The organism is Luteibacter sp. (genome assembly GCF_036499525.1).
GTDB lineage: Bacteria > Pseudomonadota > Gammaproteobacteria > Xanthomonadales > Rhodanobacteraceae > Luteibacter.
The window spans coordinates 1-25,091 of record NZ_DASYDO010000058.1 but is presented as its reverse complement, the minus strand read 5'-3'; the positions used below and the strand labels follow the sequence as shown (position 1 = coordinate 25,091).

The window sequence follows — 25,091 nt, the reverse complement described above, 5'->3', positions numbered from 1 at the left end:
GGGTAGGTCCCGATGCATTACTCACCCGTCCGCCACTCGCCACCCACAGAGCAAGCTCTGCTGTGCTGCCGTTCGACTTGCATGTGTTAAGCATGCCGCCAGCGTTCAATCTGAGCCAGGATCAAACTCTTCACTTAAGTTGTCGACCGTCCGAAGACGATCTATCTTTCTGAAGTGTTTAACCCCAACAAGAAAAAACTCATCGCTGACTTCTTTCTAGTGGGACACTTGCATTTGGTTGACTACGTTCAGTCCACCGCAAGGCGTCCACACAATTCACCTGCGCACACTGTCAAAGATCAATCACTTGCGACACCTTTCGCTGTCGCCCTCTGAACATTTCGTCCCGAGGTGAGCCGCCCATTCTATATCGTTTTTCCTTTCCGTCAACACCCTTGTGAAGCTTTTTTTCGAGGTGGTTGCTTGCGTCGGAAACCCTCGCAGGAAGGCTTTCGTCGCGAGGGATTGAAAGTATAGGCTGACCTCGCGTCGGTGTGAAGGGGGTCTCGACATCTTTTCGAAAGATAGTCGCGCGGTAGACTCGGAGGGACACTCCAGTCCCTTCCACACTTATAAGGTCAGACCATGTCGAAGCGGTTCCTGCCAGCGGCCCTGCTGCTGCTTTCCCTGGGCGCCCATGCCGCCACGGGGCCTTCCGTGACGCTGCACGGCAAGCAATTTTCCACTGAATTCGCCGTGGACGACGCGTCGCGCGAGCTTGGCCTGATGAATCGCACTGAGCTTGCGGCCGACCACAGCATGCTCTTCATCTTCGCCGACGACCAACCGCGCGCCTTCTGGATGAAGAACACGCTTATCCCGCTCGACATCCTCTACTTCGACAAGGATCGCAAGCTCGTCTCGATGCAGCTCAATGCGCAGCCCTGCAAAGCCGATCCCTGCGCCATCTACCCAAGCGACGGCGAGGCCCGTTACGTCCTGGAATTGAAGGCAGGCACCGCGGGCAGGCTGGGCCTGAAGCTCGGGGAATCGCTCGCCGTGGATGGGGAGCCGGGCACCGTCCGCTGATCCACCGACAGACGGTGCTCGCAAGGAACACCCACGTGGTACGGGACGAGCCGGGCCGGATCGATGCCAGCCAGCTCGTCCCACTGATCGTCGAAGGGAATGAATCGCTGCATGACCGCTTCCTCCACGTATCGGCGCACGTTGCGTGGCCCGGAAATCATGGAAGCAGGTTTTCCTGCGTTATCTCTGGCGGAATGGGGCGAAATGATGTCAGCCCCATCCCATAAGGATGCTCGGTGCATCCCTACGTCAGTCCAGCTCGACCATCTCGAAGTCGTCCTTCGTGACGCCGCAGTCCGGGCAAGTCCAGGTATCGGGGATGTCTTCCCAGCGGGTACCCGGCTCGATGCCTTCGTCCGGCAGGCCTTGCGCCTCGTCGTAGATGAAGCCGCAAACGACGCACATCCATTTGCGAAGGGTGGTTTCGGTGCTCTGGCTCATGGCTTTGCGTACTGTCGTGGAACGGAAAAGACCCTCATTCTGTCACCCCCCGCGCACAAACCCAAGGAACACCATGACTACGCTCCTCCGATCCCGACCGACGGGCAAGGGTATCTACGCCATCACCGACGGGCCGCGCGACGATCTCTTCGCGGCCGTGGACGCCGCGCTGGCCGGCGGCGCCCGTCTCCTTCAGTACCGCGACGAGACGACAGATACGGAACGCCGGCGCTCCGAAGCGGACGAGATATCGCGGATCTGCGCCCGCTACGAGGTGCCGCTTATCGTGGACGCCGACGTCGCGCTGGCCCGCGAGACGGGGGCCGGCGTGCACCTGGGCCGTGAAGACGTCTCCATCGCGGAAGCCCGCGCGATACTCGGTCCCGACGCGATTATCGGCGTGGCCTGTCATGGATCCATCGAACGCGCGCGCCAGCTCCGTGCGGAGGGTGCCGATTACCTGTCCTTCGGCGCCATGTATCACTCGAGCACGAAGCCGCATGCGCCGGTCGTCGCGCATGACGTTTTGACGCAGGCGAAGGCCCTGGGCCTTCCGGTCGTGGCGATCGGCGGCATCACCGTCGACAATGCACGGGTGCTGATCGATGCGGGCGCCGACTACCTCGCCGTGGTTTCCGCCATCTTCGCCGCCCCGGATATCCAGACGGCGACGCGCCGCTTCTCCGACCTTTTCGACCCACGTCCCGGACTCCTTCGATGACTACGAACCACGAACTCTTCGCCCGCGCCCGACAGCTGCTGCCCGGTGGCGTGAACTCGCCGGTACGCGCCTTCAAGTCGGTGGGCGGCGAACCGTTTTTTACCGCGCGCACCGATGGCGCCTACCTGTGGGACGTGGAAGGCAATCGCTATATCGATTACGTCGGTTCATGGGGCCCGATGATCGTGGGCCACAATCATCCGGCGGTGCGCGCAGCCGTGGAGAGGGCGGTGCGCGACGGCCTGTCCTTCGGCACGCCCTGCGCGGCGGAAGTGACGATGGCCGAAGCGATCATCTCGCTCGTGCCGTCCGTGGAGATGGTGCGCATGGTGAACTCGGGCACCGAGGCCACCATGTCGGCCATTCGCGTCGCCCGCGGCGCGACCGGTCGCAGCAAGATCGTCAAGTTCGAAGGCTGCTACCACGGCCACGGCGACAGCTTCCTGGTGAAGGCGGGTTCGGGCGCGCTCACGTTCGGCGTGCCGACCTCGCCTGGCGTGCCCAAGGCTGCGGCGGACCTCACCCTCACCCTGCCCTATAACGACATCGAAGCGGCACGCGCACTGTTCGACGGGCAAGGCGACGACATCGCGGGACTCATCATCGAGCCCGTCGCCGGCAACATGAACTGCATTCCGCCGAAGGACGGGTATCTGCAGGCGCTGCGCGAGCTATGCACGAAACACGGCGTGCTGCTGATCTTCGACGAGGTGATGACCGGTTTCCGCGTCGCGCTCGGTGGTGCGCAGGCGCATTACGGCATCACGCCGGACCTCACCTGCTTCGGCAAGATCATCGGCGGGGGCATGCCGGTGGGCGCATACGGCGGACGCCGCGACCTCATGGAACAGGTGGCGCCTGCCGGCCCGATCTACCAGGCGGGCACCCTTTCCGGAAATCCGGTGGCGATGGCCGCCGGCCTGGCGATGCTTGAGCTGATCCAGGCGCCTGGGTTCCACGAGGACCTTTCCGCACGAACGGTGCGGCTGACCGACGGCATCCTCGGCGCCGCGCGCGAGGGCGGCATTCCCTTCAGCGTGAATCGTGTCGGGGCGATGTTCGGATTGTTCTTCACCGCCGAGACGGTAGAGAGCTATGCGCAGGCAACCGCAGCGGATGTGGGCCGGTTCAACCGGTTCTTCCACGGGATGCTGGAGCGCGGGGTCTATCTCGCGCCGTCGGCCTTCGAGGCCGGGTTCGTGTCGAGTGCGCATGGCGATGCGGAGATCGAGGCGACGATTTCCGCGGCGCGTGCGGTGTTCGCGACGCTGTAAACCGCTTTATGTAGGAGCGCGCCCTGCGCCCGACGGCTTTTCGCGAGAAGCTACAGGTCCTGTTGCTTTCTGGCGAAAAGCCGTCGGGCGCAGGGCGCGCTCCTACGCGACTTTCGCCTCTTTCGCGAATTCGGTGAGCGCCGCTTCCAGGCGCTCGAGGCCTTCGGCGGTTTCGTCGTCCGTGATGGTCAACGGCGGAACGATACGGAGCACGTCGGGGCCGGCCTGGAGGATCAACAGGCCGTTGGCGGCCGCCAGGTCGAGGATCTCGCCGGCGCGGCCCTTATAGGCCGTGTCGAGTACCGCGCCGATCATCAGGCCGCGGCCACGTACCTCAGAGAACAGGTGAAGCTCGTGATTGATCCGCGCCAGGCCTGCACGGATATCATTGCCCTGGCGCTCCACGTTGAGCTGCACCGCTGGCGAGGCGATTTTCGCCAGCGCCACGCGCGCTACCGCGGCCGCCATCGGGTTGCCCCCGAACGTGGTGCCGTGCGCGCCGAACTGCATCACGTCCGACACCTTCGGACCGACCAGCATGGCGCCAATGGGAAAGCCGGCCCCCAGGGCCTTGGCCAGCGTGACGATGTCGGGCGTGACATGGTCGTGGCTATGCGCGAACAGCGTGCCCGTGCGGCCCATGCCGCTCTGTATCTCGTCGAGCACCATCAGCGCGTCGTGCGCGTCGCACAGCTCGCGTACCTTTTTCAGGAAGCCCGGATCGGCCGGCATCACGCCGCCTTCGCCCTGCACCGGCTCGAGCATCACGCCCGCGACCCCACCCTGACCGAACGCCTCTTCCAGCGCGGCCGGATCGTTGAACGGCACGTAGCGGAAGCCCCCCGGTAGCGGTTCGTAGCCCTCCTGGTACTTCGGCTGCGCCGTGGCCGTGACCGACCCGAGCGTGCGCCCGTGGAACGAACCGAAGAAGGTGACGATCACGCGATTTTCGGGCGTCCTGCCCTGCGACGAGGCCCACTTGCGCACGAGCTTGATCGCGGCCTCGTTGGCCTCGGTGCCGGAATTGCACAGGAAGACGCGTTCGGCGAACGGCGCGTGCTCGATCAGCTCCTGCGCGAGGTGCAGCGGCGGTTCCGAATAGAAGACGTTGCTGGCGTGCCAGAGCTTGTGCGCCTGGGCAACCAGCGCGTCGACCAGGTCCGGATCCTGGTGGCCCAACGAGTTCACCGCGATGCCAGCCCCGAAGTCGAGGTAGTCGCGACCTTCCGTATCCCACACCCGCGCGCCCTTGCCGTGATCGAGCACGACATCGCGCGGCCGGTACACGGAAAGCCAGTAACGCTTGCCCAGGGCGGCCAGAGCGGAGGGATCGACAGGGTGCGACGATGACATTGAAGCGACTCCAGTTAAGAAACGCATCGTATAAGGCGCGGCGGGCGCAGACAACGGATGGCGTGTACCGCCGGTGCAACGTCTTGTTACAGGTCGCTACACCGGCTGAACGGCGGCGGCGAAGCTGCCACGGGGAAAATCCTTGCGAATCAAAGAAGCGTCCCCGTGGCACGACGATTGCTGCCCTGAAGGACAAGGCCCTGTGAAGCCACGTGGTTCGTTCGCCCGACGACCCTGCCAAGCCGGACGACGAATGGGAACTCCCGGTCCTCCCAGAGGGCCGGGAGTTTTCTTTTCCCGGCTAACGCGGTAGGAGCGCGCCTGCGCGCGACATATTTCAGGGCCGTGCCCTGGAGCTGGCGCGCAAAGTTGCGAGCAGCCGCGAAAAGATGTCGCGCGCAGGCGCGCTCCTACCTTAATTGGTCGAGGGTCAGTTGATGCTTCTTGCAGAGACGGTACACGGTAACGCGGGACACGCGCAGGCGGCGGGCGCATTCGCTGATGTTGAAGGCGCTCGCGCGCAGGCAGTCGACGATCGCCTCGCGCTCGGCCGACGTGCGCGCGCTACCAAGGCTATCGCGGTCACCCACGGGGCTGTCAGTGCTCAACTCGAGGTCCTCGGGCGTGATCAGCGCATCGTCCGCGATCACCGCGGCGCGCTGCACGCGGTTCATCAGTTCGCGCACGTTACCCGGCCAGGAAAACGCATTCAGCGCCCTGCGCGCGCTCGTGCTGAACGCACGTGCCCGGGTACCGTAGTTCTCGCGGAAGGCGTCGAGGAAATGCTGCGCCAGCAGCTCGATGTCGCCGGTACGTTCGCGCAACGGCGGCATGCGAAGGCGCAGTACGTTGAGCCGGTAGAACAGGTCTTCGCGGAAGCGTCCCTGCGTCACGGCCTTCTCCAGGTCGACGTGGGTCGCAGCCAGCACGCGTACGTCCACCTTGATCGAATGGCAGCTGCCGATCCGCTCGATGGTGCCCTCCTGCAAGACGCGCAACAGGTTGGTCTGTGCGTCCAGGGGCAGGTCGCCGATTTCGTCGAGGAACACCGTGCCACCGTCGGCCGATTCGAAATGACCGATCCTTCGCGCGGTGGCGCCGGTGAACGCGCCGCGTTCATGGCCGAACAATTCGGACTGCACGAGGTTAGCCGGCAGCGCCCCGCAGTTGATCGCGGCGAAGGGCCTCGCATGGCGTATGGACAACTGGTGCAACACGCGTGCGGCCATTTCCTTGCCGGTGCCCGTTTCGCCGGTGATGAGCAGGGGCAGTTCCACGGGAGCGAATTTGCGGATGTTCTGGGAAAGGGCGCGGATCGCGGGACTGTTACCGGTAAGCAGGCTGGGCGCGTCCTCGTCGCGCGGCAGGGCCGCGTCGCCGGGTACACGAGCCAACGCCTGGCGCAGCGCGCCGAGGGACGAGGGCCCGTCAATGATTTCGAACGCATGCGGCAGCACGTGGCGCACCGCCGGGTCGGCCGCCCGGGTGTGCGAACCGGTGAGTCCGATCCATGCGATGCCGGGGTAGGACTGGCGAAGGTCGTCGAGGATGCGCACCGCGGCCTGGGCCTTCGAGCGAAGGTCCACCACGGCGATGGCGCCGTCACCGCATTCGGGAAGTTCCGCACCATTCCTTGCCGGATCGGCGACCAGCGTGCGCCATCCGGCACGGATCAGTCCGAAGTGTTCTTCAACGCTCGGTCTTCCAATCCAAACGACGCAACGACCCGTCGATTCCCCGCGCGACATGCCCGCTCCTCACCCAAGTCTCGTGGCCTGCTGTCGGCTTCGCGGGTTTAGCTCCGGACCCGCCGCCGGCACCCCTGCAGGCCGGCAAGCCCCACTTCATCGCCCGTGACGTGCACGGGCGACGAAGGGGACGTTATACCGGGCGCTTGAACGCAGCCATACGCCAAACGGGCTAGCCGATGCGGGCCGTTCATAGTTGTCGCGATAGCTAGAGAAACAAATCCGGCAGCAACGGATTCCCGGGCACGACGGCATAGCGATCGAAGTCGGTCACGCCTTGCTCGCGCAGGACCTCCTCGTCGATGCAGAACCTCCCGGTGAAATCGCGTGACGATTTCGTGAGAATGGCATGCGCCGCGTCCGCGACGATGTCCGGCGTGCGGCAGTTCTCCGCCTGCACGGTGTCGCCAAGCATCGCGATGGCGGCCGTGGCGATCACCGTCTTCGGCCACAGCGCGTTCACCGCGATGCCCAGCGGCGCGAACTCCGGCGCCATGCCCAGCACGCAGTGGCTCATGCCGAATTTGGCGATGGTGTACGCGACATGCGGCGAATACCACTGGGGATCGATGCTCGGCGGCGGCGACAGCATGAGCACATGAGGGTTCTCCGCACGCTTCAGGAACGGCAGGCAGGCCTGTGTCGTAAGGAACGTGCCGCGCGTGTTCACCTCGTGCATGAGGTCGAAGCGCTTCATCGGCGTGCCTTCCACGCCGGCCAGCCAGATGGCGCTGGCGTTGTTCACCAGGATGTCGATGCCGCCGAAGTGTTCCGCGGCGGTGGCGGCCGCCATGCGCACCTCGGCCTCTTCGCGGATGTCGACCTTGAGCGGCAGCGCCTTGCCGCCTGCGGCTTCGATGTCGGCGGCGGCACTGTGGATGGTGCCCGGCAGGCGCGGATTGGGGACGTTGCTTTTCGCGGCGATGACGATGTTCGCCCCGTCGCGCGCGGCGCGCAGCGCGATGGCCAGGCCGATGCCGCGCGATGCGCCGGTGATGAAGAGGGTCTTGCCTGCAAGGGTATTCATGGATGGCTTTCCTCAGGCACGCTGGAATCGCGGAAGGATGTCGCGCAGCTCGGCCAACCGCTGCAGGGGATCGTCGAGTTCGAGCATGTGCTGGCATTCGTTTGGATCCAGCGGCAGCAATTCGGAAAGGCGGAAGCCGACCCAGCTGGCATCGTCCGAGCGCGCGGCCACATCGTGTCGCCATGCCGGCGCCATCTGCTCGGCGAGCCGCTCCAGGATGGTGGCCAGCAGCCCGAATTCGGGCGGCAGCGGAATCGTTTCCTCCTCGCGCCACGTGGCGATGTCGCCGCGCACCTGCCCGTCTGAACGCACCCGCGTACGCGTCACGCGGAAACGCAGGCCGCCTTCCGCGACGATGCCGAGCAGGCCGTCCTCGCGGGTGTGGAAGTCGGTGATGGTGGCCAGCGTGCCGACTGCGGCCGGAATGGCGGGCTGCCCCGCCTCGCGCCCTTCGAGGATCATGCACACGCCGAACGCGCGTCCCGTGCGCGCGCATTCGCGCACCAGGTCGATATAGCGCGGTTCGAAGATACGCAACTGCAGGTGACCGCCCGGGAAAAGGACGTTCGACAGCGGAAACAGCGGAAGGTCGAGGGCGGGCGTCGTCGCGGCCATGCCCGGCAGTCTAACCCGCGCCCAGCGCCGCGAAGAAGCGTCGCGGCGCGCCCTCGAAACCGCCGTTGGACATGAAGACGACGTGGTCGCCCTCGCGTGCTTCCCCGGCCAGCGTGGCGACCAATCCGTCCACGGTGGACACGGTGCTGCCGCGGCCATCCAGGGCCGCCGTGATCTTGCCGGCGTCCCACGCCAGCTCCGGACGATGCAGGAAGACCGTGCGATCGGCGTCGGCCAGCGACGGTGCCAGCGCATCCGCATGCGCGCCGAGCCGCATCGAATTCGAGCGCGGTTCAAGCGCCACCAGGATGCGTGCCCCACCCACTTTCGCGCGCAGGCCGGCGAGCGTCGTGGCGATGGCCGTCGGGTGGTGGGCGAAGTCGTCGTACACCGTGACGCCGCGCGCCGTCCCGATCACTTCCATGCGCCGTTTCACGCTGGTGAAGTCCGCGAAAGCCGGAAGCAGGGCTACGGGGTCGGCCCCGGCAGCCGCTGCCGCGGCCAATGCGGCCAGCGCGTTCATGACGTTGTGCCGGCCCAGCGAGCCCCAGCGGACGTCGCCGAGCGCGACACCACCGTGCCGCACGCGGAAGTGCGAGCCGTCGGCGGCGACGAGCTCGGCGCGCCAGTCGCCGGCATCGATACCGAAGGTTTCGACCGGCGTCCAGGCGCCCATCGCCAGCACCTCGGCCAGGTAAGCGTCCTCGGCGTTCACGATCAGCCGGCCGTTGCCGGGCACGGTGCGCACCAGATGGTGGAACTGGCGCTGGATCGCGGCCACATCGGGGAAGATGTCAGCGTGGTCGTATTCGAGGTTGTTGAGGATCGCGATGCGCGGCCGGTAGTGGACGAACTTCGAGCGCTTGTCGAAGAAGGCCGAGTCGTATTCGTCTGCCTCGATCACGAAGGGCTTGCCGCCGCCACGGCGCGCGGAGACGTCGAAGTTGCCCGGCACGCCGCCGATCAGGAAGCCCGGCGACAGCCCGGCCGATTCGAGGAGGTGCGCCAGCAGACTGGTCGTGGTGGTCTTGCCGTGCGTGCCGGCCACGGCCAGCACCTCGCGGCCACCGAGAAGGGTCTCACCGAGCCATTGCGGGCCGGAGATGTAATGCATGCCCTGGTCGAGCATGTACTCCACGGCCGGATTGCCGCGGCTCATGGCGTTGCCCACCACGACCAGGTCCGGTACCGGCGTGAGATGCGCCGCCGAATAGCCTTGCATCAGGCCGATGCCCAACGCCTCGAGCTGGGTGCTCATGGGCGGATAGACGTTGGCGTCGGAGCCTTCGACCTGGAGGCCGAGTTCGCGCGCAAGCGCGGCGACACCACCCATGAAGGTGCCGCAGATACCGAGGATATGGACACGCATCGAGGGCGGACGGGCCGGGACGATCAGGCGCTGGCGGCGGCGGTCTGCTCGAGCGCGGTCTTGATGCGCGCGGTGACCTCGTCGAGCTCGCCCACGCCATCCACGATCTTGAGCTTGCCGCGCTTGTCGTAGAACTCGGCGACGGGCGACGTCTGGTCGGCGTAGATGGCGAGGCGCTTCTTCACGGTGGCCGGGTTGTCGTCCGAACGGCCTTCCGCTTTGAAACGCACCACGCAGCGATCGACGATGGCTTCGTTCGGCACCTCGAGCTTGATCACCACGTCGAGCGGCTGGCCGATGTCGGCCAGCACGCCGTCCAGGGCTTCGGCCTGGGCCAGGTTGCGCGGGTAGCCGTCGAGGATGAAGCCCGGCTTCGCGTCTGGCTGGCCGAGACGCGACCGGATGATGCCGAGCATGATGTCGTCTGACAGCAACTGGCCGGCATCCATGATGCTCTTGGCTTTCTTGCCCAGCTCGCTCTCGGCCTTGATCTCCGCGCGCAGGAGATCGCCCGTGGAGATGTGCGGGATACCCAGGTCCTGCTTGAGGCGGGCCGCCTGGGTGCCCTTGCCTGAGCCGGGGGCGCCGAATAGCACGAGTCGCATTGATGCTCCATTCGCCGGACAGGCGGGGCAACCCGCTGTCGGACACGATAAAAATGGGTCCCAAGGTAACGGCAGGGGCGCCGTCGCGTCAAACGGCGGACATCCTGGCGGTGTAAGCGGCTCCGCTGGCATGACTCTTCAAGGCGCGGTGACGCGGAGCGCGTTACGCTGGGGCCTTCGACCCCCAGAAGGACCCCAAGCATGGCCGCCGGCAAACTCCTCTACGCCCAGTCGGGCGGCGTCTCCGCCGTCATCAATGCCACCGCCGCGGGCGTGATCGAGACAGCTCGCGACAAGGGCATCCCGGTCTATGCCGCACGCAACGGCATCCTCGGCGCGCTGCGCGAGGAACTGATCGATACGACGAAGGAAGCCAAGGCGAACATCGCCGCACTGAAGCACACGCCCGGCGGAGCCTTCGGGTCCTCCCGCTACAAGCTGAAGTCCCTGGAAGAGAACCGTGCCGAATATGAGCGCCTGATCGAGGTGTTCAGGGCTCACGACATCCGCACCTTCCTCTACAACGGCGGCAACGATTCGGCCGACACCGCGAACAAGGTGTCGAAGATCGGCCAGGCGCTGGGCTACGAAGTGAACTGCATCGGCGTGCCGAAGACCATCGACAACGACCTGGTCGTAACCGACACCTGTCCAGGCTTCGGCTCCGCGGCCAAGTACGCAGCGATCGCCGTACGTGAGGCGAGCCTGGACGTGGCCTCTATGATGGAAACCTCCACCAAGGTCTTCATCATCGAGGTGATGGGTCGCCATGCCGGCTGGATCGCCGCGGCGACCGGGCTCGCGGGTTCGGCACCGGGCGATCCGCCCCATGTGATCCTGTTCCCCGAGAACGTGTTCGATCCGGAGACGTTCCTGGCCAAGGTCAAGGCCACGGTGGAAAAGGTGGGTTACTGCACCGTCGTCGTTTCCGAGGGCGTGAAGGGCAAGGATGGCAAGTTCCTCGCCGAATCGGGTGCACGCGATGCCTTCGGCCATGCGCAACTGGGGGGTGCCGCCCCGGTGCTGGCCGCGCTGGTGCGCGAGAAGCTCGGCTACAAATACCACTGGGCACTGCCCGATTACCTGCAGCGCTCGGCGCGGCATGTCGCCTCGAAAACCGACCTGGAGCAGGCCTACGCGGTGGGCAGGAAAGCGGTGGAATATGCGGCGGAAGGCCTGAACGCGGTGATGCCGGTGATCGTGCGCACCTCGGACGAACCGTACAAGTGGAAGATCGAGGCGGCGCCTCTGGACAAGATCGCTAACCATGAAAAGAAGATGCCGAGGAACTTCATGTCGAAGGACGGCTTCGGCATCACCGCGGCCGCGCGCCGTTACCTGGCGCCGTTGATCCAGGGCGAGGCACCGCCACCGTACGGGCCGGATGGGTTGCCGGTGTATGTGACGCTGAAGAATGCGGCGGTGCCGAGGAAGCTGAAGAAATTCGCCACCGGTTGACCGGGATCCCATCTCCGCCCGTTGTAGGAGCGCGCCCTGCGCGCGACATTTTTTGAGGCCGCGCCCCGGAGCTGGCGCGCCAGCTCCGGGACTTCGCGAAGAGCTGTCGCGCGCAGGGCGCGCTCCTACAACGGGCGGGTTATCCCAAGACGTCGCGCATCATCTTCAGGTCGCGGACGAAGTCGGCGAAGCCGGCTTCCCGGGCGTCGTGGTCGGGTAGCCGCAGCAGGTAGGACGGATGCACCGTCGCCAGGGCTTTGCGCCCGTCCGGCAGATCGAGCCACTTCCCGCGCTGCGCCATCAACCGGAACGACGACCCGAACACCGCCTGCGCCGCCATCGCGCCCATGCAGACGATACCGCCGGGCCCGATGCGGTCGATCTCGGCGGCCAGCCAGGGCCGGCACGCCGCCTGCTCCTCCGCGTTCGCGCGCTTGTGCAGGCGCACTTTGCCGCGCGGCTCGAACTTGAAGTGCTTCACCGCATTGGTTACATAGAGCGCGGAGCGATCGACGCCCGCCTGCTCCAGGGCACGATCGAACAGCTTTCCGGCGGGCCCGACGAACGGCTTGCCGGAAAGATCTTCCTGGTCGCCCGGCTGCTCGCCGATCACGACGATGCGCGCATCCGACGGCCCCGTGCCGAACACGGTCTGCGTGGCCGGCTTCCACAGATCGCACGCGCGGCAATCGCGCGCCTGCCTGCGCAACGCCGCGATGCTGCCCTCGGGCGCGTCCACCGCCGCTTTCTGCAAGGGTGTGATCTTTTTCCTCGGTAGCGTCGGTTGTTTTTCCACCATCGCCTGCATCCTCGGCAGCGCATCGCGCACCAGTTCGGGGATGAGCCGCGCTTCCGGAAGGTTCTTCCAGTACTTCACCGGCATCTCGCGGCGCATCGCATCCACTTTCAACCGGGCCGGGTTGAAGATACTCGCGTAGTAGGTACGCCAGAGATCTTCCAGTGCATCCTCGGACGGCGCATCGGCGCGATTCGCGCCCGGCCCGACCACGAGCGTGGCGCCATCCCAGTGCGCGCTGCGTGACGGCGTCAGCAAAGACCAGCGCATCCCGGTGAAACGGCGGACGAAGAAGGGCGCGACGCGGGCCACGATGTCGTGCTCGGGTTCGAACCACGCGACGTACACCGTGTCCTCGCCGTGGTGTACTTCGCGGAAGCGCACAAAGGCCTTCATTTTGTGCATGTCTCGGCTCACCTGCCGTGCGCAGGCATGCGCCCAGGCCACGTCCTCGTCGGTGGCGATCTGGAGCAGTTCCTTCTCGTCGTGCGCGATGCGCCAGAGCATGCGATAGAGCGTGGCGTGACGGCGTGGATCGCTATGGGCCAGCACGGTGTTCGCGAGTGTGAGGAAGATGCGCGGCACCGCGGGCAGGTCCAGCCGCCGTGGCGGAGGGATCGCCGCAGCGCCGCCGAACAGTCCGTCTGTCCCGCCTGTCTGCCACTGGACATCGGATGGATCGATGCCGGCGAGCAGGAGCGCCCGCGCCTTCGCGCGCCAGGCCTCGAAATCCGATGGATCGTCCAGCGTGACGACGAGCATCGTCAGCCGAAAAGGTCCGGCTGGGCCGGCTCGCGCAGTTCGCGATGAAGCGAGAAACTTTCGCGGTCGCCGCGCGGGCGGTGGTCCAGGGTTTCGACGAAGGGCGCCACCTTCTTCATCGGTACGCGCAGGCGGACCAGATCGTCGTAGCGGATGCGCCGGTGTGCGCGCATGGCGATCAGCTTGTCCACCGTCTTCACCCCGAGGCCCGGTACACGCAGGAGCATCTCGCGCGGTGCGCGGTTCACGTCCACCGGGAAACGCTCGCGATGGCGCAGGGCCCAGGCGAGCTTGGGGTCCACGTCGAGGGAAAGCATGCCGTCGTCGCCCGGCGGCGCGATCTCGTCCGCCGCGAAGCCATAGAAGCGCATGAGCCAGTCGGCCTGGTACAGGCGGTGCTCGCGAACCAGCGGCGGCGGCTTCAGCGGCAGGATCTTCGATGCATCGGGTATCGGGCTGAACGCCGAGTAGTACACGCGGCGCAGGTGGTAATTGGTGTAGAGATTCGTGCTCGCGGCGAGCACGTCGCGATCGCTGGCGGCGTCGGCACCGACGATCATCTGGGTGCTCTGCCCTGCCGGCGCGAAACGGGGCGCCTTCTTCTCCGCCTTCGCTTCGTCGATGGACAGGCGCAGGCGCCCCATGGCACTGCGGATGTCGCCCAGATCCTTCTCCGGCGCCAGCGCCTTGAGTCCGCCCTCGGTGGGCATCTCTATGTTGATGCTCAGGCGGTCGGCCCAGCGGCCGGCCGCGTCGATGAGCTCGGGCGAGGCGTCCGGGATGGTCTTGAGGTGGATGTAGCCGGCGAACCGGTGCTCCGTGCGCAAGGTGCGCGCCACGCGCACCAGCTGTTCCATCGTGTAGTCGGGCGACTGGATGATGCCCGACGAGAGGAACAGCCCTTCGATGTAATTGCGGCGATAGAACGCCAGCGTGAGGTCCACCACCTCCTCCACCGTAAAACGCGCCCGCTGCACGTTGCTGCTGCGGCGGTTCACGCAGTACACGCAGTCGTACACGCAGAAGTTCGTCAACAGGATCTTCAGCAGCGATATGCAGCGGCCGTCCGGGGCGTAGGCATGGCAGATACCCATGCCTTCGGTCGAACCGATGCCGCCGCTCTTGAGCGAGTTGCGGCCGTTGCCGCCGCTCGACGAACAGGAGGCATCGTACTTCGCGGCGTCGGCGAGGATGGCGAGTTTTTCGGTGACGTTCATGGGGTGACCCATGGTGCCAAAATGGGCGTGCAACCGCGTGAAGGCCGGTATCATCCGGACATCGCCACGGAGCCGCCCATGGATCTCATCGTTCGCCACGCCACCCTTCCCGACGGCCGCACCGACGTGGATATCGGCATCGAGGGCGGACGGTTCACGGCGATCCAGGCGGCGTTGCCGGCGAAGGGGATCGAGGAGATCGACGCGGCGGGCCGCCTGGTCAGTCCTCCCTTCGTCGACGCGCACTTCCACATGGACGCCACGCTGTCCCTGGGCCTTCCGCGACTGAACGCCTCGGGCACGCTGCTGGAGGGCATCGCGCTTTGGGGCGAACTGAAACCGGACCTCACCCAGCAGGCGCTCGTGGACCGCGCCATGGCTTACTGCGATATGGCGGTTGCGCAGGGACTGCTGGCGATCCGCAGCCACGTCGACGTCTGCGACGACCGCCTCCTTGCTACGGAGGCGCTGCTCGAAGTGAAGCGCCGCGTGGCGCCCTACCTGCACCTGGAACTGGTCGCCTTCCCGCAGGACGGCCTGCTGCGCTCGCCGAATGCCCGAGTGAACCTCGTCCGTGCACTGGACATGGGCGTGGACGTGGTCGGCGGCATTCCGCATTTCGAGCGCACGATGGACGACGGTGCCGCTTCCATCCGCTGGCTGTGCGAACTGGCCGCGGAGCGCGGCCTGCGCGTGGACATGCACTGCGACGAATCCGACGATCCCCTGTCGCGGCATATCGAGACGCTGGCGGCGGAGACGATCCGCACCGGACTGCAAGGCCGCGTTACCGGTTCGCACCTCACCTCGATGCATTCGATGGACAACTACTATGTGTCCGGGCTGCTGCCGCTGATCGCCGAAGCCGGCGTGCATGCGATCGCCAATCCGCTCATCAACATCACCTTGCAGGGCCGTCACGACACCTACCCGAAGCGGCGCGGCATGACCCGGGTTCCCGAACTCATGGACGCGGGCGTCAACGTCGCCTTCGGCCACGACTGCGTGATGGACCCCTGGTACGGCATGGGCTCCGGCGACATGCTCGAGGTGGCGCACATGGGACTGCACGTGGCACAGATGACATCGGCGCGCGGCATCGCAAGAAGTTTCGAAGCGGTGACGACGAACGCCGCGCGCGTGCTCGGTCTGGAAGGCTATGGCATCGAGCCGGGCAACCGCGCCGACTTCCTGCTGTTGCAGGCGGGCGATGTCCATGAAGCGATCCGGCTCAGGGCGAACCGCCTGCTGGTGGTTCGCGAAGGACGGGTTCTTGCCCGTTCACCTGAACGACGCGCGCGACTGAACCTGCCGGAACGCGCGCCAGACCTCACTCTGGAGTTCCGCCCGGGATCGATTTCCTGAATCCGCACGGACGATAGCTGTCGCGTCAATGAACGCTTTCGTTGGCCTTTCAGTTCGTACGACCCGGCGTTCAGCCTTCCCTTCCTAGCATCCAAATCGCCGATCGGGCCGCGTCAGCGCGGCATGACGATCGCACCGGGAGACAGGATATGAAAACGATGCTTCGAACCGCGTTAGCCGCCCTCGCACTGGTCGCCACTACCGCGGCCTTCGCGGACGACCACCATGACCGCGATCACGGCCGCAGCGGTCACGACGACCGCCATGACGGTGGACGCGGGCATCACGATAACGGCTGGCATGGGCATCGCGGCCCACCGGCTCGTTACTACGGGCATGGCCATGGCTACTACCGCCCGGCACCCGTCTACTATCACCACCCGGCGCCGCGCTACTACGGCCACTGGGAACGTGGCCACCGCTACCATGGCCGTAACGTGGTTGTGTATGACTACGGCAGCTACCGCCTGCGGCGCCCGCCGCACGGATACCACTGGGTTCGTGAGAATAACGATTTCCTGCTGGTGGCCATCGCCACCGGCGTCATCCTCGATATCGCCACCCGTTAACCGGAGACACACCGTATGAAGATGCTGGGCAAGCTGGTTTTCTCGATCGCCGCCGCCGGGCTCATCGCCCCCGCGTTCGCCTTCTCGCCCACCCCGGTCCAGGACCATCGCGACCGGCACGACGACCATCACGATAACGACCACCACGACAATGGCCACCACTATGGTCATGACGACCACCACAGCGACTGGCACCCGCGTCCGGGCGGTCACTGGGAACGCGGGCATCGTTACGACGGCCGCGTGGTCGTGATCAACGACTGGCACAACCGCCACCTGCGCACGCCGCCCCGCGGCTACCACTGGGTGCGCGCCGACAACAACGACCTGCTGCTCGTGGCCGTCGCCACCGGCATCATCGCGGACATCATCTCGCAGTAAAGTTCCGCAGCGCACAACGGCATTCGAAGCCTCCCCTGCCTATACTCGGGTCGGGCCCCAAGAGGGGCTCCCACAATTCGGGGAGGCTTCGATGCTGCAACAGTACGGTTTATGGATCGCGCTGGCATGTGCGGTCGTCGCGATTCTGTACGGCGCACTTTCGGTCAGCTGGGTACTGGCGAGATCGCCGGGCAATGAACGAATGCAGGAGATCGCCGCCGCCATCCAGGAAGGCGCCCGCGCTTACCTCAACCGCCAGTACGCCACCATCGGTGTCGTCGGCATCGTACTTTTCCTGCTCATCGGCATTTTCCTCGACTGGGGTACCGCGATCGGCTTCGCGCTGGGGGCGATCCTCTCGGGGGCCGCCGGGTACATCGGCATGAACGTTTCGGTTCGTGCCAACGTGCGTACCGCCGAGGCCGCCAGGAGCGGCCTTTCTTCTGCCCTCGCCGTGGCCTTCCGCGGCGGCGCCGTCACCGGCATGCTGGTGGTGGGCCTGGGCCTGCTGGGCGTCGCCGGTTACTACGGTGTGCTCACCCATATGGGCTACGAGCAGGCGCACGTGCTGCATGCGCTGGTTGGCCTGGCCTTCGGCTCCTCGCTCATCTCGATCTTCGCCCGTCTGGGCGGCGGCATCTTCACCAAGGGCGCCGACGTGGGTGCCGACCTGGTGGGCAAGGTGGAGGCCGGCATTCCCGAGGACGATCCGCGCAACCCCGCCGTGATCGCGGACAACGTGGGCGACAACGTCGGCGACTGCGCCGGCATGGCCGCCGACCTGTTCGAGACCTATGCGGTGACCCTGATCGCCACGATGCTGCTGGGTGGCGTGATGGCCACGACGGTGGGGCCCAACGGCGCCCTTTACCCGCTGGTGCTCGGGGGCGCATCGATCGTCGCCTCGGTGATCGGCACGTTCTTCGTGAAGACCCGCGGCGGCAAGATCATGAACGCGCTGTACGCGGGTGTGGCTGTTTCCGCGGTGCTGGCCGCCATTGCGTTCTGGCCGATTACGCAGGCACTGATGGCCGACTCGGGCTTCGGCGCGGGTCGCATCTATGGCTGCGCCCTCATCGGCCTGGTCCTCACCGGCGCGATGGTGGTGATCACCGAGTATTACACCGCCACCGAATATCGCCCGGTGCGCCATGTGGCGCAGTCGTCCACCACGGGGCATGCGACCAACATCATCGCGGGCCTTGGGGTGTCAATGAAGTCCACGGCATTGCCCGTGCTGGCCGTGTGCGCGGCGATCTGGGGAGCCTTCGCACTGGCGGGCCTGTACGGCATCGCCATCGCGGCCACCGCGATGCTGAGCATGACCGGCATGGTGGTGGCACTGGACGCCTACGGTCCGATCACCGACAACGCGGGCGGCATCGCCGAAATGGCGGAACTGCCCGCCGAGGTGCGCGGCGTGACCGATCCGCTGGACGCGGTGGGCAATACCACCAAGGCCGTGACCAAGGGTTACGCCATCGGCTCCGCGGGCCTCGCGGCGCTGGTGCTGTTCGCCGACTACACGCATAACCTGGGCATGCATTTCGGCGGCACGGTGGTGACCTTCGACCTGTCGAACCATTACGTGATCATCGGCCTGCTGATCGGCGGCCTGATCCCATACCTGTTCGCCGCCATGGCGATGGAGGCGGTGGGTCGCGCGGCGGGCGCGGTGGTGGAGGAAGTACGCCGGCAGTTCCGCGAGATCGCGGGAATCATGGAGGGCACTACCAAGCCCGACTACTCGCGCGCAGTGGACTTGCTAACCCGTTCCGCCATCCGCGAGATGCTGGTGCCGTCGCTGCTGCCTGTACTGGTCCCGGTGGTGGTGATCTTCGGCTTCAAGTGGCTGGGTGGCCCGCTGGCCGGCGCACAGGCGCTCGGTGGCGTGCTGATCGGGACGATCGTCACCGGTCTGTTCCTGGCCATCTCCATGACCACCGGCGGCGGCGCCTGGGACAACGCCAAGAAGTACATCGAGGACGGCCACTTCGGCGGCAAGGGCTCGGACGCGCACAAGGCGGCCGTGACCGGGGACACCGTCGGCGATCCGTACAAGGACACGGCGGGCCCTGCGGTGAATCCGTTGATCAAGATCATCAACATCGTGGCGTTGCTGCTGATTCCGTTGCTCTAAATTACGGTAGGAGCGCGCCTTGCGCGCGACAGCCTTTCGACTCGGTTCCCGGGTTGGCACGCCAGCCTGGAGGCCTGGGCGAAAAACTGTCGCGCGCAGGGCGCGCTCCTACGTTGGCATCCCGGACGCGCCGGTTATCCGGGCTCCCCTCCCCACAAGGAATCGAATCCCATGCAGAGACGCTGGATTGCGCTGGCCCTCGCCCTTACCTTCTGTGGCATGACCCACGCCTACGATCCTCCCAAGACCGTGCCCGCCACCCAGGCCGGCGCCGACGACGAAAACCTCTGGCTCCACGACATCGACGGCGCGAAGCCGCTCGCATGGGTTAAGGAGCGCAATGCCACCACCACGGCGAAGTACGCCGCAGGCCAGGACTTCAAGACGCTGGACGCACGCCTCCTCGAGGTGCTCGATTCCGAGGCGAAGATCCCGATGGTTTCCAAGATCGGCGATCACTATTACAACTTCTGGCGCGACAAGCAGCATCCCAAAGGCCTCTGGCGGCGCACGACGCTGGCCGAGTACCGCAAGGACAAGCCCGCGTGGGAAACCGTGATCGATCTCGACGCTCTCGCCGCGTCCGAGAAGGAGAACTGGGTATGGCACGCCGCGCAGTGCCTGAAGCCTGACTATCGCCGCTGCCTCATCTCGCTGTCGCGGGGTGGCGCCGACGCGGACGTGGTGCGGGAATTCGACCTCCCGACCATGAGCTTCCTGAAGGACGGTTTCACCTTGCCCGAGGCGAAGAGCCAAGTGGCGTGGATGGACGAGGACCACCTTTACGTCGCCACCGACTTCGGCCCGGGTTCGATGACCGACTCGAGCTACCCGCGCATCGTGAAGGAATGGAAGCGCGGCACGCCGCTGTCCAGCGCGAAGACCGTGTACGAAGGCAAGAAGACCGACATGTCGATCTGGGCGTTCCGCGATCGCACGCCCGGCTTCGAACGCGACTTCGTATCGCGTGCCCTCGAGTTCTACAACAGCGAAACCTTCCTGCGCGGCAAGGACGGCAAGCTCACGAAGATCGACGTGCCCAACGACGCCGAGACCGACGTCGAGCGCGAGTGGTTGCTGATCGAGCTGCGCACCGCATGGACGGTCGGCGGCAAGACCTACCCCTCCGGCTCGCTGCTGGCCGCGAACTTCGACGACTTCATGGCGGGCAAGCGCGAGATCACCGCACTGTTCACGCCGGACGAGCACACCTCGATGTCCGGCCATTCCTGGACGCGCCACCACCTGATCCTCAACGTGATGCGCGACGTGGTGAACGAGGTGCGCATCCTCACGCCCGTCGCCAGGGGCGACTGGAAGAGCGAGGCACTGGGTGGCGCGCCGGCGCTCAGCACCATGCAGGCGGGCGGCGTGGATGCTGACGACACGGACGAGTACTTCCTCACCGTCTCCGGGTTCCTGCAGCCCACCACGCTGTACTACGGCGTGCTGGGCCAGGGCGAGCGGGAAGCACTCAAGCACAGCCCGGCCTTCTTCGATGCCTCGAAGTACGTGGTGAGCCAGCACTTCGCCACCTCGAAGGACGGTACGAAGGTGCCTTACTTCGAGATCGCGCCGAAGGCGATGAAGGCCGACGGCAGCAACCCGACGCTGGTCTATGGCTATGGCGGTTTCGAGATCCCGTTGCAGCCCGCGTACTCGGCTGGCGTCGGGCGCGCATGGCTGGAGAAGGGTGGCGTATACGTCGTCGCCAACATCCGTGGCGGCGGCGAATACGGCCCGCGCTGGCACCAGGCGGCGCTGAAGGCTAATCGCCCGCGCGCCTATGAGGACTTCGCGGCGGTGTCGCAGGACCTGGTCGACCGCAAGATCACCAGCCCGAAGCACATGGGCATGATGGGTGGCAGCAACGGCGGCCTGCTGGCCGGCAACATGCTGACGAAATACCCGCAGCTGTACGGTGCGGTGGTCAGCCAGGTGGCCCTGCTGGACATGAAGCGTTACACCCACATGTCAGCCGGTGCCTCGTGGATGGCCGAATACGGTGACCCGGACAAGCCGGATGAATGGAAGTACATCCAGACCTTCTCGCCGTACCAGAACCTGCACAAGGACGCCAAATACCCGCCGGTGCTGTTCACCACCTCGACCCGCGACGACCGCGTGGGCCCGGTCCACGCCCGCAAGATGGCCGCGCGCATGCAGGCCATGGGCTTCGACGCCAGCTTCTACGAGAACATCGAGGGCGGCCATGGTGCGGCGGCGGACAACAAGCAGTCGGCGTTCATGAACGCGCTGGCTTATACCTACCTTTGGGACCACCTGAAATAAAAGGGGCTCGGGGTTTCCCCGGGGGTGGGCTGGCCGTATCCTATCCGGCCCGCCTAACCCCTCGAAGAATCAAGGAACCCCATGGGTCTGCACCTCGTTTCCGCCGGCCGCAACGTGCCGGACGAAATCAACGTCGTCATCGAAATCCCGAAGGACGCCGAGCCGGTCAAGTACGAAGTCGAGAAGGAAAGCGGCGCGATCTTCGTCGACCGCATCCTCTCCACCCCCATGCGCTACCCCTGCAACTACGGCTACGTGCCGGGCACGCTGGGCGGTGACGGCGACCCGTTGGACGCCCTGGTCATCCTTCCGCTGTCGCTCGTGCCGGGCTCGGTGATCCGCTGCCATCCGGTCGGCATGCTCAAGATGACCGACGAAGCGGGCGCCGACGAGAAGCTCGTCGTGGTGCCGGTGGAGAAGGTGTTTGCCGGGTACGCGCACATCCGCGACATCGAGCAGGTGTCCGGCCACTGGCTGGAGCGTATCGGCCACTTCTTCGAGCACTACAAGGATCTCGAGAAGGGCAAGTGGGTCAAGATCGATGGCTGGGTCGGCGCCGACGAGGCCAAGGCCGAGATCACGGCCGGCATCGGTCGTTACATCGCCGATAAGTAAGCCCGTTGTAGGAGCGCGCCCTGCGCGCGACATGTTTTGAGGCCGTATCTTCGAGCTGGCGCGCAAGGCTCGTGAATCGCGGCGAAAACATGTCGCGCGCGGGGCGCGCTCCTACATTTTGGAGGGTCAGCCGCGGCCTAGCAGGCCGCGCAAATCGATAATCGCCGCATTGGCGCGCGAGATGTAGTTCGCCATCACCAGCGAGTGGTTGGCGAAGAAGCCGAACGGCGAGCCGTTCAGCACCATGGGGCTGCCCAGCGACTTCTGTGACTCTTCGAGCTCGCGGATCACCTGCTGCAGGCTGGCGTCCGCGTTCTTGTTGCGCAGGATCGGCGCAAAGTCGTGGCGGATCGCTTTCAGCTGCTCCAGCAGGGTCCAGGTATAACCACGGGCCTCGTAGAAGTTGTCGTCGATCTTCGACCAGGGCGTCTTCACGTAGATCGCCTTCGCGGGCCCGGTGTCGGTGCCGGCGGCGGCATCCGGCGCCGCATCCACCTTGAGTTGCCCCACGCTCGCCGAGAGGCGCTGCGACAGCGAACCCAGCCGCGCGGACACCGTTTGCAGGTAATCGGCAAGATTGTCGGCGCGTGCGTAGAAATGAGCGTTCGCGTCCGCGGCGTCGGACAACCGCGACAGGTAGCCTTCCAGGTCGTCCACGGCCTTGCCGTACTGCGATTCCGAACTCGGTAGCAACCAGCGATCGTTCGGGCTGTTGAGCAGCGGATCGGCCTCGCCCAGGTCCTTGTCTTCGGTGGACTGCGTTTGCGAACGGCTGAAGTCGTTGCGTAGGGCGCGAGCCAGGTCGCGCGACGCGGTGAGCGAGCCGAATTCCCAGTTCGGGATGTTGTCCATGAACACGCCGGGCGGCAGCTTGTCGTTGCTGAGATATCCGCCGCGCTTGTCCGTCAGGGTGTCAACCGAGCGAATCAACGTGTACGTGGTCACCGCGCCGGTACTGAGCGGGCGCCCTATGTCCTTCATGTGCGCCGTGGTGGCCACCACCGGATCGAACTGCTCCGGCTCCTTGTCCCACCACCACATGACGACGAGCACCAGCACGATAAGGAAGGCGATCGCCAGGACGAGGGCCAGGGCGAGCGGACTGCGCCGGCGGCGGGCCGGCGCGGGAGGGGCGGTCGCATTCATGGGACTTCCTTCTCGTCGCGAACGTGAGCCCCTAGCTTACCCTGCTGGATGTGCCGGGGGCGCCGCCGGCTCACCCTTCGCGCCGAGGTTCTCCAGCAGCGTAGCCATGTCCTCGGCGTGTTCCTCCTGGATGCCCGGCGCCATGTAGTAGTGGTACTCGTAACGCAGCACGCACTCGCGAGCGCGCTTACGGATGTTCTCAATATCGCTGATGAAGGGTTTGGACTGGGACATGCATGGTCTCCTGGGGCGGAAGACCATGACGACAGGGTGTCGACCGGGAAAGCCCGGTGAAAAGGGAGGAGCAGGCGGGAAAGGTCAGACGCTGACGTTGCGCGGGGAATACGCGCGCATGAACATGTCGACGGCCGCCAGGGCGTTGGCCTTGACCTCTTCGGCGAACTGCACGGCGCAGTCTTCGCAACCGAACAGGCGGCGGATCAGCAGGTCGCCCTTGAGCAGGGCTAGTAACTGCGTGGTGGCCCGGGAAACGTCGGGAATGTCGAGCTGGCCGCGCGCGGCGGCACCTTCGAGCAGGCGCTGCATGAGCTTGTGCATGCGCATCGGGCCTTCTTCCCAGACCAGACGGCCGAAACGCGGATTGCCGCCATTGTGGCAGTCGGAAAGGATCGCGCGGAACGTGCCGACGGATTCGGTGTTGGTTTCCATTGCCGCGTGACGGCCGGCAATGTTGGTCAGGGTGGCGCGGATATCGGTGCCCTGGCTGAAGTCGAACAGATCATCGGGAAGGCGCTCCTGCACGTGCGCGCGGATCACCTCGCGGAAGAGGTTGTCCTTGTCACCGAAGTGGCTGTACACCGTGAGCTTGGACACGCCCGCGGAGGCCGCGACGGCGTCCATGCTGGTGCCCGCGAAACCGCCATGGGTGAAAAGCGCCTTGGCCGCATCGAGGATGGCCGCGCGTTTCTCCATGTCCTTCGGACGCCCGGGTCCCTGGGACTTGAGTTTCGGGCTGGCGTTCATGGGTGCACCTTCACAAACAGGGATTATGACTTTATTATACGCAGCGGTTCAGTTATTTCCAGCAGGGGTCCTGACCGCTCCGTCTACCTTAGAATGGTAAATGGGGGGTGTAATGATGGTTCCCCATGGGATGGAGAGCGGGCTCCGAGGCTCATTCAGGTACCAGAGGCCATCCGGCGAGACGGGAGCATGACTTCCGTCAGTCCTGTCCGGTGACTTCCGGCACTTCGTCCCGGCGCATCGGCACCGCAGCCTTTAGCCTATTGGGTAGCGGGTGCTAAGCGCTTATCCTTCAAAATCTTTTTTGCAGCTTTCGTACGGAATACCAACCATGGCGATGAATTTCGAGCAGGCCCGGCAGAACATGGTCGAGAACCAGGTGCGTCCCTGGGAAGTCCTCGACGCCGACGTCCTCGAGACCCTGAAGAGCGTTCGCCGCGAGGATTTCGTCGCGCCGGCCCACCGTAACGTGGCATTCGCCGACCTCACCCTGCCCCTGGGCCATGGCGAGGTGATGATGAAGCCGGTGATCGAGGGTCGCGTGCTCCAGGCCATCGCGCTCAACAAGGTCGATGAGGTCCTGGAGATCGGTACCGGTTCCGGCTACCTCACCGCCTGCCTTGCCCGCCTCGCAGGCAAGGTCACCAGCATCGATATGCATGCCGACTTCGTGGAGGGCGCGCGCGCGCGCCTGGCCGCCGCAGGCGTGGCCAACGTGTCGCTGGAAACGGCCGAGGCCGTCAACGGCTACACCCCCGCGGGCGTTTTCGACGCCATCGTGGTCACGGGCGCCGCGCATGCCGTTCCAGAGAAGTTCGTGCGCTGGCTGAAGCCCGGCGGACGCATGTTCGTGGTACGCGGCGATTCCCCCGCACAGACGGCGGTCCTGCTCACCCACGAGGGTGAAGGCCGCTATCGCGAGGAATCGCTGTTCGAAACGGACCTTCCCTACCTGGCGCACGCCGCGCCGGTGAAGCGCTTCGTGCTCTGACCCACCAGCTATCCATCACATACAAGGCGAAACCATGCGCTTGAAGCTGCTCACCGTCGCGCTGGCACTGGCTGCGATGCCTTTCGCGAGCCATGCGGAAGACCTGCTCGACGCCTACCGGCAGGCGCGGGCCAACGACCCGTTGCTGTCGCAGGCCGACTCCACCCGCCTCGCCACCGGCGAGGGCGTGGTG

General features: G+C 65.6%; 22 protein-coding genes, 1 rRNA gene and 1 pseudogene. 11 read left to right on the top strand and 13 right to left on the bottom strand.

Features of this window, described 5'->3' with window-relative positions; all coding sequences use genetic code 11:
- A 16S ribosomal RNA gene (locus VGM71_RS10890) occupies window positions 1–137 on the bottom strand; the annotation flags it as partial.
- 448 nt (window positions 138–585) lie between these two features.
- On the opposite strand from VGM71_RS10890, the gene VGM71_RS10885 reads away from it, so the two are divergent.
- On the top strand, window positions 586–1,029 hold the full coding sequence (locus tag VGM71_RS10885; protein WP_331544959.1) for a DUF192 domain-containing protein: 444 nt from the start codon (window positions 586–588) through the stop codon (window positions 1,027–1,029).
- Window positions 1,030–1,278: 249 nt separating this feature from the next.
- Here the strand turns inward: VGM71_RS10885 and VGM71_RS10880 are convergent, their stop codons facing one another.
- Complete coding sequence (locus VGM71_RS10880) at window positions 1,279–1,470, bottom strand: rubredoxin (protein WP_331544957.1); 192 nt, start codon at window positions 1,468–1,470, stop codon at window positions 1,279–1,281.
- Window positions 1,471–1,543: 73 nt separating this feature from the next.
- On the opposite strand from VGM71_RS10880, the gene thiE reads away from it, so the two are divergent.
- Window positions 1,544–2,191: a thiamine phosphate synthase gene (gene thiE, locus VGM71_RS10875; RefSeq protein ID WP_331544955.1), complete on the top strand. Its 648-nt coding sequence runs from the start codon at window positions 1,544–1,546 to the stop codon at window positions 2,189–2,191.
- Window positions 2,188–3,465, top strand: a complete 1,278-nt coding sequence (gene hemL, locus VGM71_RS10870) for a glutamate-1-semialdehyde 2,1-aminomutase (RefSeq protein ID WP_331544953.1) — start codon at window positions 2,188–2,190, stop codon at window positions 3,463–3,465. Before thiE ends, hemL begins: the two co-directional genes overlap by 4 nt.
- 102 nt (window positions 3,466–3,567) lie before the next feature.
- Here hemL and VGM71_RS10865 read toward each other — a convergent pair whose 3' ends face one another.
- From VGM71_RS10865 to VGM71_RS10840, 6 genes are all read right to left on the bottom strand, one after another.
- The gene (locus VGM71_RS10865; protein WP_331544951.1) at window positions 3,568–4,818 is read right to left on the bottom strand and encodes an acetylornithine/succinylornithine family transaminase; all 1,251 of its coding nucleotides are present in this window, start codon (window positions 4,816–4,818) and stop codon (window positions 3,568–3,570) included.
- A gap of 410 nt (window positions 4,819–5,228) precedes the next feature.
- On the bottom strand, window positions 5,229–6,566 hold the full coding sequence (locus VGM71_RS10860) for a sigma-54 dependent transcriptional regulator (protein WP_331544949.1): 1,338 nt from the start codon (window positions 6,564–6,566) through the stop codon (window positions 5,229–5,231).
- Window positions 6,567–6,774: 208 nt separating this feature from the next.
- Complete coding sequence (locus tag VGM71_RS10855) at window positions 6,775–7,593, bottom strand: NAD(P)-dependent oxidoreductase (RefSeq protein WP_331544947.1); 819 nt, start codon at window positions 7,591–7,593, stop codon at window positions 6,775–6,777.
- A 12-nt stretch (window positions 7,594–7,605) separates the two neighbouring features.
- On the bottom strand, window positions 7,606–8,208 hold the full coding sequence (locus VGM71_RS10850; RefSeq protein WP_331544945.1) for an LON peptidase substrate-binding domain-containing protein: 603 nt from the start codon (window positions 8,206–8,208) through the stop codon (window positions 7,606–7,608).
- Between the two features lie 10 nt (window positions 8,209–8,218).
- A complete protein-coding gene (mpl, locus tag VGM71_RS10845; RefSeq protein WP_331544943.1) occupies window positions 8,219–9,577 on the bottom strand; it encodes a UDP-N-acetylmuramate:L-alanyl-gamma-D-glutamyl-meso-diaminopimelate ligase in 1,359 nt (452 codons plus the stop codon).
- Between the two features lie 23 nt (window positions 9,578–9,600).
- Window positions 9,601–10,182 carry an adenylate kinase gene (locus VGM71_RS10840; protein WP_331544941.1) on the bottom strand — a complete coding sequence of 194 codons (582 nt, stop codon included), beginning with the start codon at window positions 10,180–10,182 and terminating at the stop codon, window positions 9,601–9,603.
- A 201-nt stretch (window positions 10,183–10,383) separates the two neighbouring features.
- Between VGM71_RS10840 and VGM71_RS10835 the strand changes: the two genes are divergently transcribed.
- Window positions 10,384–11,640 carry a 6-phosphofructokinase gene (locus tag VGM71_RS10835; protein WP_331544939.1) on the top strand — a complete coding sequence of 419 codons (1,257 nt, stop codon included), beginning with the start codon at window positions 10,384–10,386 and terminating at the stop codon, window positions 11,638–11,640.
- A gap of 139 nt (window positions 11,641–11,779) precedes the next feature.
- On the opposite strand, the gene VGM71_RS10830 is transcribed toward VGM71_RS10835, so the two are convergent.
- A complete protein-coding gene (locus VGM71_RS10830) occupies window positions 11,780–13,198 on the bottom strand; it encodes a UdgX family uracil-DNA binding protein (RefSeq protein ID WP_331544937.1) in 1,419 nt (472 codons plus the stop codon).
- A 71-nt stretch (window positions 13,199–13,269) separates the two neighbouring features.
- Window positions 13,270–14,415: pseudogene (locus tag VGM71_RS10825) on the bottom strand (putative DNA modification/repair radical SAM protein); the annotation flags it as partial.
- 78 nt (window positions 14,416–14,493) lie between these two features.
- On the opposite strand from VGM71_RS10825, the gene VGM71_RS10820 reads away from it, so the two are divergent.
- The 6 genes from VGM71_RS10820 (at window position 14,494) to ppa (ending at window position 21,777) form a co-directional block, all read left to right on the top strand.
- Window positions 14,494–15,780: an amidohydrolase family protein gene (locus VGM71_RS10820; protein ID WP_331544935.1), complete on the top strand. Its 1,287-nt coding sequence runs from the start codon at window positions 14,494–14,496 to the stop codon at window positions 15,778–15,780.
- A gap of 149 nt (window positions 15,781–15,929) precedes the next feature.
- Window positions 15,930–16,349, top strand: a complete 420-nt coding sequence (locus VGM71_RS10815; protein WP_331544933.1) for an RcnB family protein — start codon at window positions 15,930–15,932, stop codon at window positions 16,347–16,349.
- A 15-nt stretch (window positions 16,350–16,364) separates the two neighbouring features.
- Window positions 16,365–16,730 (top strand): RcnB family protein, encoded by a 366-nt coding sequence (locus tag VGM71_RS10810; RefSeq protein WP_331544931.1) that lies wholly within the window; start codon window positions 16,365–16,367, stop codon window positions 16,728–16,730.
- Between the two features lie 91 nt (window positions 16,731–16,821).
- Window positions 16,822–18,870 carry a sodium-translocating pyrophosphatase gene (locus VGM71_RS10805; RefSeq protein WP_331544929.1) on the top strand — a complete coding sequence of 683 codons (2,049 nt, stop codon included), beginning with the start codon at window positions 16,822–16,824 and terminating at the stop codon, window positions 18,868–18,870.
- Between the two features lie 219 nt (window positions 18,871–19,089).
- The gene (locus VGM71_RS10800; RefSeq protein WP_331544961.1) at window positions 19,090–21,162 is read left to right on the top strand and encodes a prolyl oligopeptidase family serine peptidase; all 2,073 of its coding nucleotides are present in this window, start codon (window positions 19,090–19,092) and stop codon (window positions 21,160–21,162) included.
- An 81-nt stretch (window positions 21,163–21,243) separates the two neighbouring features.
- Window positions 21,244–21,777 (top strand): inorganic diphosphatase, encoded by a 534-nt coding sequence (ppa, locus tag VGM71_RS10795; RefSeq protein WP_331544927.1) that lies wholly within the window; start codon window positions 21,244–21,246, stop codon window positions 21,775–21,777.
- A 126-nt stretch (window positions 21,778–21,903) separates the two neighbouring features.
- Here the strand turns inward: ppa and VGM71_RS10790 are convergent, their stop codons facing one another.
- The 3 genes from VGM71_RS10790 to VGM71_RS10780 form a co-directional block, all read right to left on the bottom strand.
- Window positions 21,904–22,923 (bottom strand): DUF2333 family protein, encoded by a 1,020-nt coding sequence (locus VGM71_RS10790; protein WP_331544925.1) that lies wholly within the window; start codon window positions 22,921–22,923, stop codon window positions 21,904–21,906.
- 36 nt (window positions 22,924–22,959) lie between these two features.
- Entirely contained in the window at window positions 22,960–23,157 is a 198-nt protein-coding gene (locus tag VGM71_RS10785; RefSeq protein ID WP_331544923.1) for a hypothetical protein, read from the bottom strand.
- A gap of 84 nt (window positions 23,158–23,241) precedes the next feature.
- Window positions 23,242–23,907: a TetR/AcrR family transcriptional regulator gene (locus tag VGM71_RS10780; RefSeq protein ID WP_331544921.1), complete on the bottom strand. Its 666-nt coding sequence runs from the start codon at window positions 23,905–23,907 to the stop codon at window positions 23,242–23,244.
- Window positions 23,908–24,238: 331 nt separating this feature from the next.
- Between VGM71_RS10780 and VGM71_RS10775 the strand changes: the two genes are divergently transcribed.
- Window positions 24,239–24,898, top strand: a complete 660-nt coding sequence (locus VGM71_RS10775) for a protein-L-isoaspartate O-methyltransferase (protein ID WP_331544920.1) — start codon at window positions 24,239–24,241, stop codon at window positions 24,896–24,898.
- Window positions 24,899–25,091: the final 193 nt, after the last annotated feature.

Bases quoted from the DNA above. Each gene is read 5' to 3' on its own strand.
- VGM71_RS10885 (WP_331544959.1), top strand. From the start codon at position 586: ATGTCGAAGCGGTTCCTGCCAGCGGCCCTGCTGCTGCTTTCCCTGGGC.
- VGM71_RS10820 (WP_331544935.1), top strand. From the start codon at position 14,494: ATGGATCTCATCGTTCGCCACGCCACCCTTCCCGACGGCCGCACCGAC.
- VGM71_RS10835 (WP_331544939.1), top strand. From the start codon at position 10,384: ATGGCCGCCGGCAAACTCCTCTACGCCCAGTCGGGCGGCGTCTCCGCC.
- VGM71_RS10800 (WP_331544961.1), top strand. From the start codon at position 19,090: ATGACCCACGCCTACGATCCTCCCAAGACCGTGCCCGCCACCCAGGCC.
- VGM71_RS10860 (WP_331544949.1), bottom strand. From the start codon at position 6,566: ATGTCGCGCGGGGAATCGACGGGTCGTTGCGTCGTTTGGATTGGAAGA.
- VGM71_RS10880 (WP_331544957.1), bottom strand. From the start codon at position 1,470: ATGAGCCAGAGCACCGAAACCACCCTTCGCAAATGGATGTGCGTCGTT.
- mpl (WP_331544943.1), bottom strand. From the start codon at position 9,577: ATGCGTGTCCATATCCTCGGTATCTGCGGCACCTTCATGGGTGGTGTC.
- VGM71_RS10830 (WP_331544937.1), bottom strand. From the start codon at position 13,198: ATGCTCGTCGTCACGCTGGACGATCCATCGGATTTCGAGGCCTGGCGC.
- VGM71_RS10865 (WP_331544951.1), bottom strand. From the start codon at position 4,818: ATGTCATCGTCGCACCCTGTCGATCCCTCCGCTCTGGCCGCCCTGGGC.
- VGM71_RS10785 (WP_331544923.1), bottom strand. From the start codon at position 23,157: ATGTCCCAGTCCAAACCCTTCATCAGCGATATTGAGAACATCCGTAAG.
- VGM71_RS10840 (WP_331544941.1), bottom strand. From the start codon at position 10,182: ATGCGACTCGTGCTATTCGGCGCCCCCGGCTCAGGCAAGGGCACCCAG.
- VGM71_RS10805 (WP_331544929.1), top strand. From the start codon at position 16,822: ATGCTGCAACAGTACGGTTTATGGATCGCGCTGGCATGTGCGGTCGTC.
- VGM71_RS10810 (WP_331544931.1), top strand. From the start codon at position 16,365: ATGAAGATGCTGGGCAAGCTGGTTTTCTCGATCGCCGCCGCCGGGCTC.
- VGM71_RS10815 (WP_331544933.1), top strand. From the start codon at position 15,930: ATGAAAACGATGCTTCGAACCGCGTTAGCCGCCCTCGCACTGGTCGCC.
- VGM71_RS10775 (WP_331544920.1), top strand. From the start codon at position 24,239: ATGGCGATGAATTTCGAGCAGGCCCGGCAGAACATGGTCGAGAACCAG.
- VGM71_RS10780 (WP_331544921.1), bottom strand. From the start codon at position 23,907: ATGAACGCCAGCCCGAAACTCAAGTCCCAGGGACCCGGGCGTCCGAAG.
- hemL (WP_331544953.1), top strand. From the start codon at position 2,188: ATGACTACGAACCACGAACTCTTCGCCCGCGCCCGACAGCTGCTGCCC.
- VGM71_RS10790 (WP_331544925.1), bottom strand. From the start codon at position 22,923: ATGAATGCGACCGCCCCTCCCGCGCCGGCCCGCCGCCGGCGCAGTCCG.
- ppa (WP_331544927.1), top strand. From the start codon at position 21,244: ATGGGTCTGCACCTCGTTTCCGCCGGCCGCAACGTGCCGGACGAAATC.
- thiE (WP_331544955.1), top strand. From the start codon at position 1,544: ATGACTACGCTCCTCCGATCCCGACCGACGGGCAAGGGTATCTACGCC.
- VGM71_RS10855 (WP_331544947.1), bottom strand. From the start codon at position 7,593: ATGAATACCCTTGCAGGCAAGACCCTCTTCATCACCGGCGCATCGCGC.
- VGM71_RS10850 (WP_331544945.1), bottom strand. From the start codon at position 8,208: ATGGCCGCGACGACGCCCGCCCTCGACCTTCCGCTGTTTCCGCTGTCG.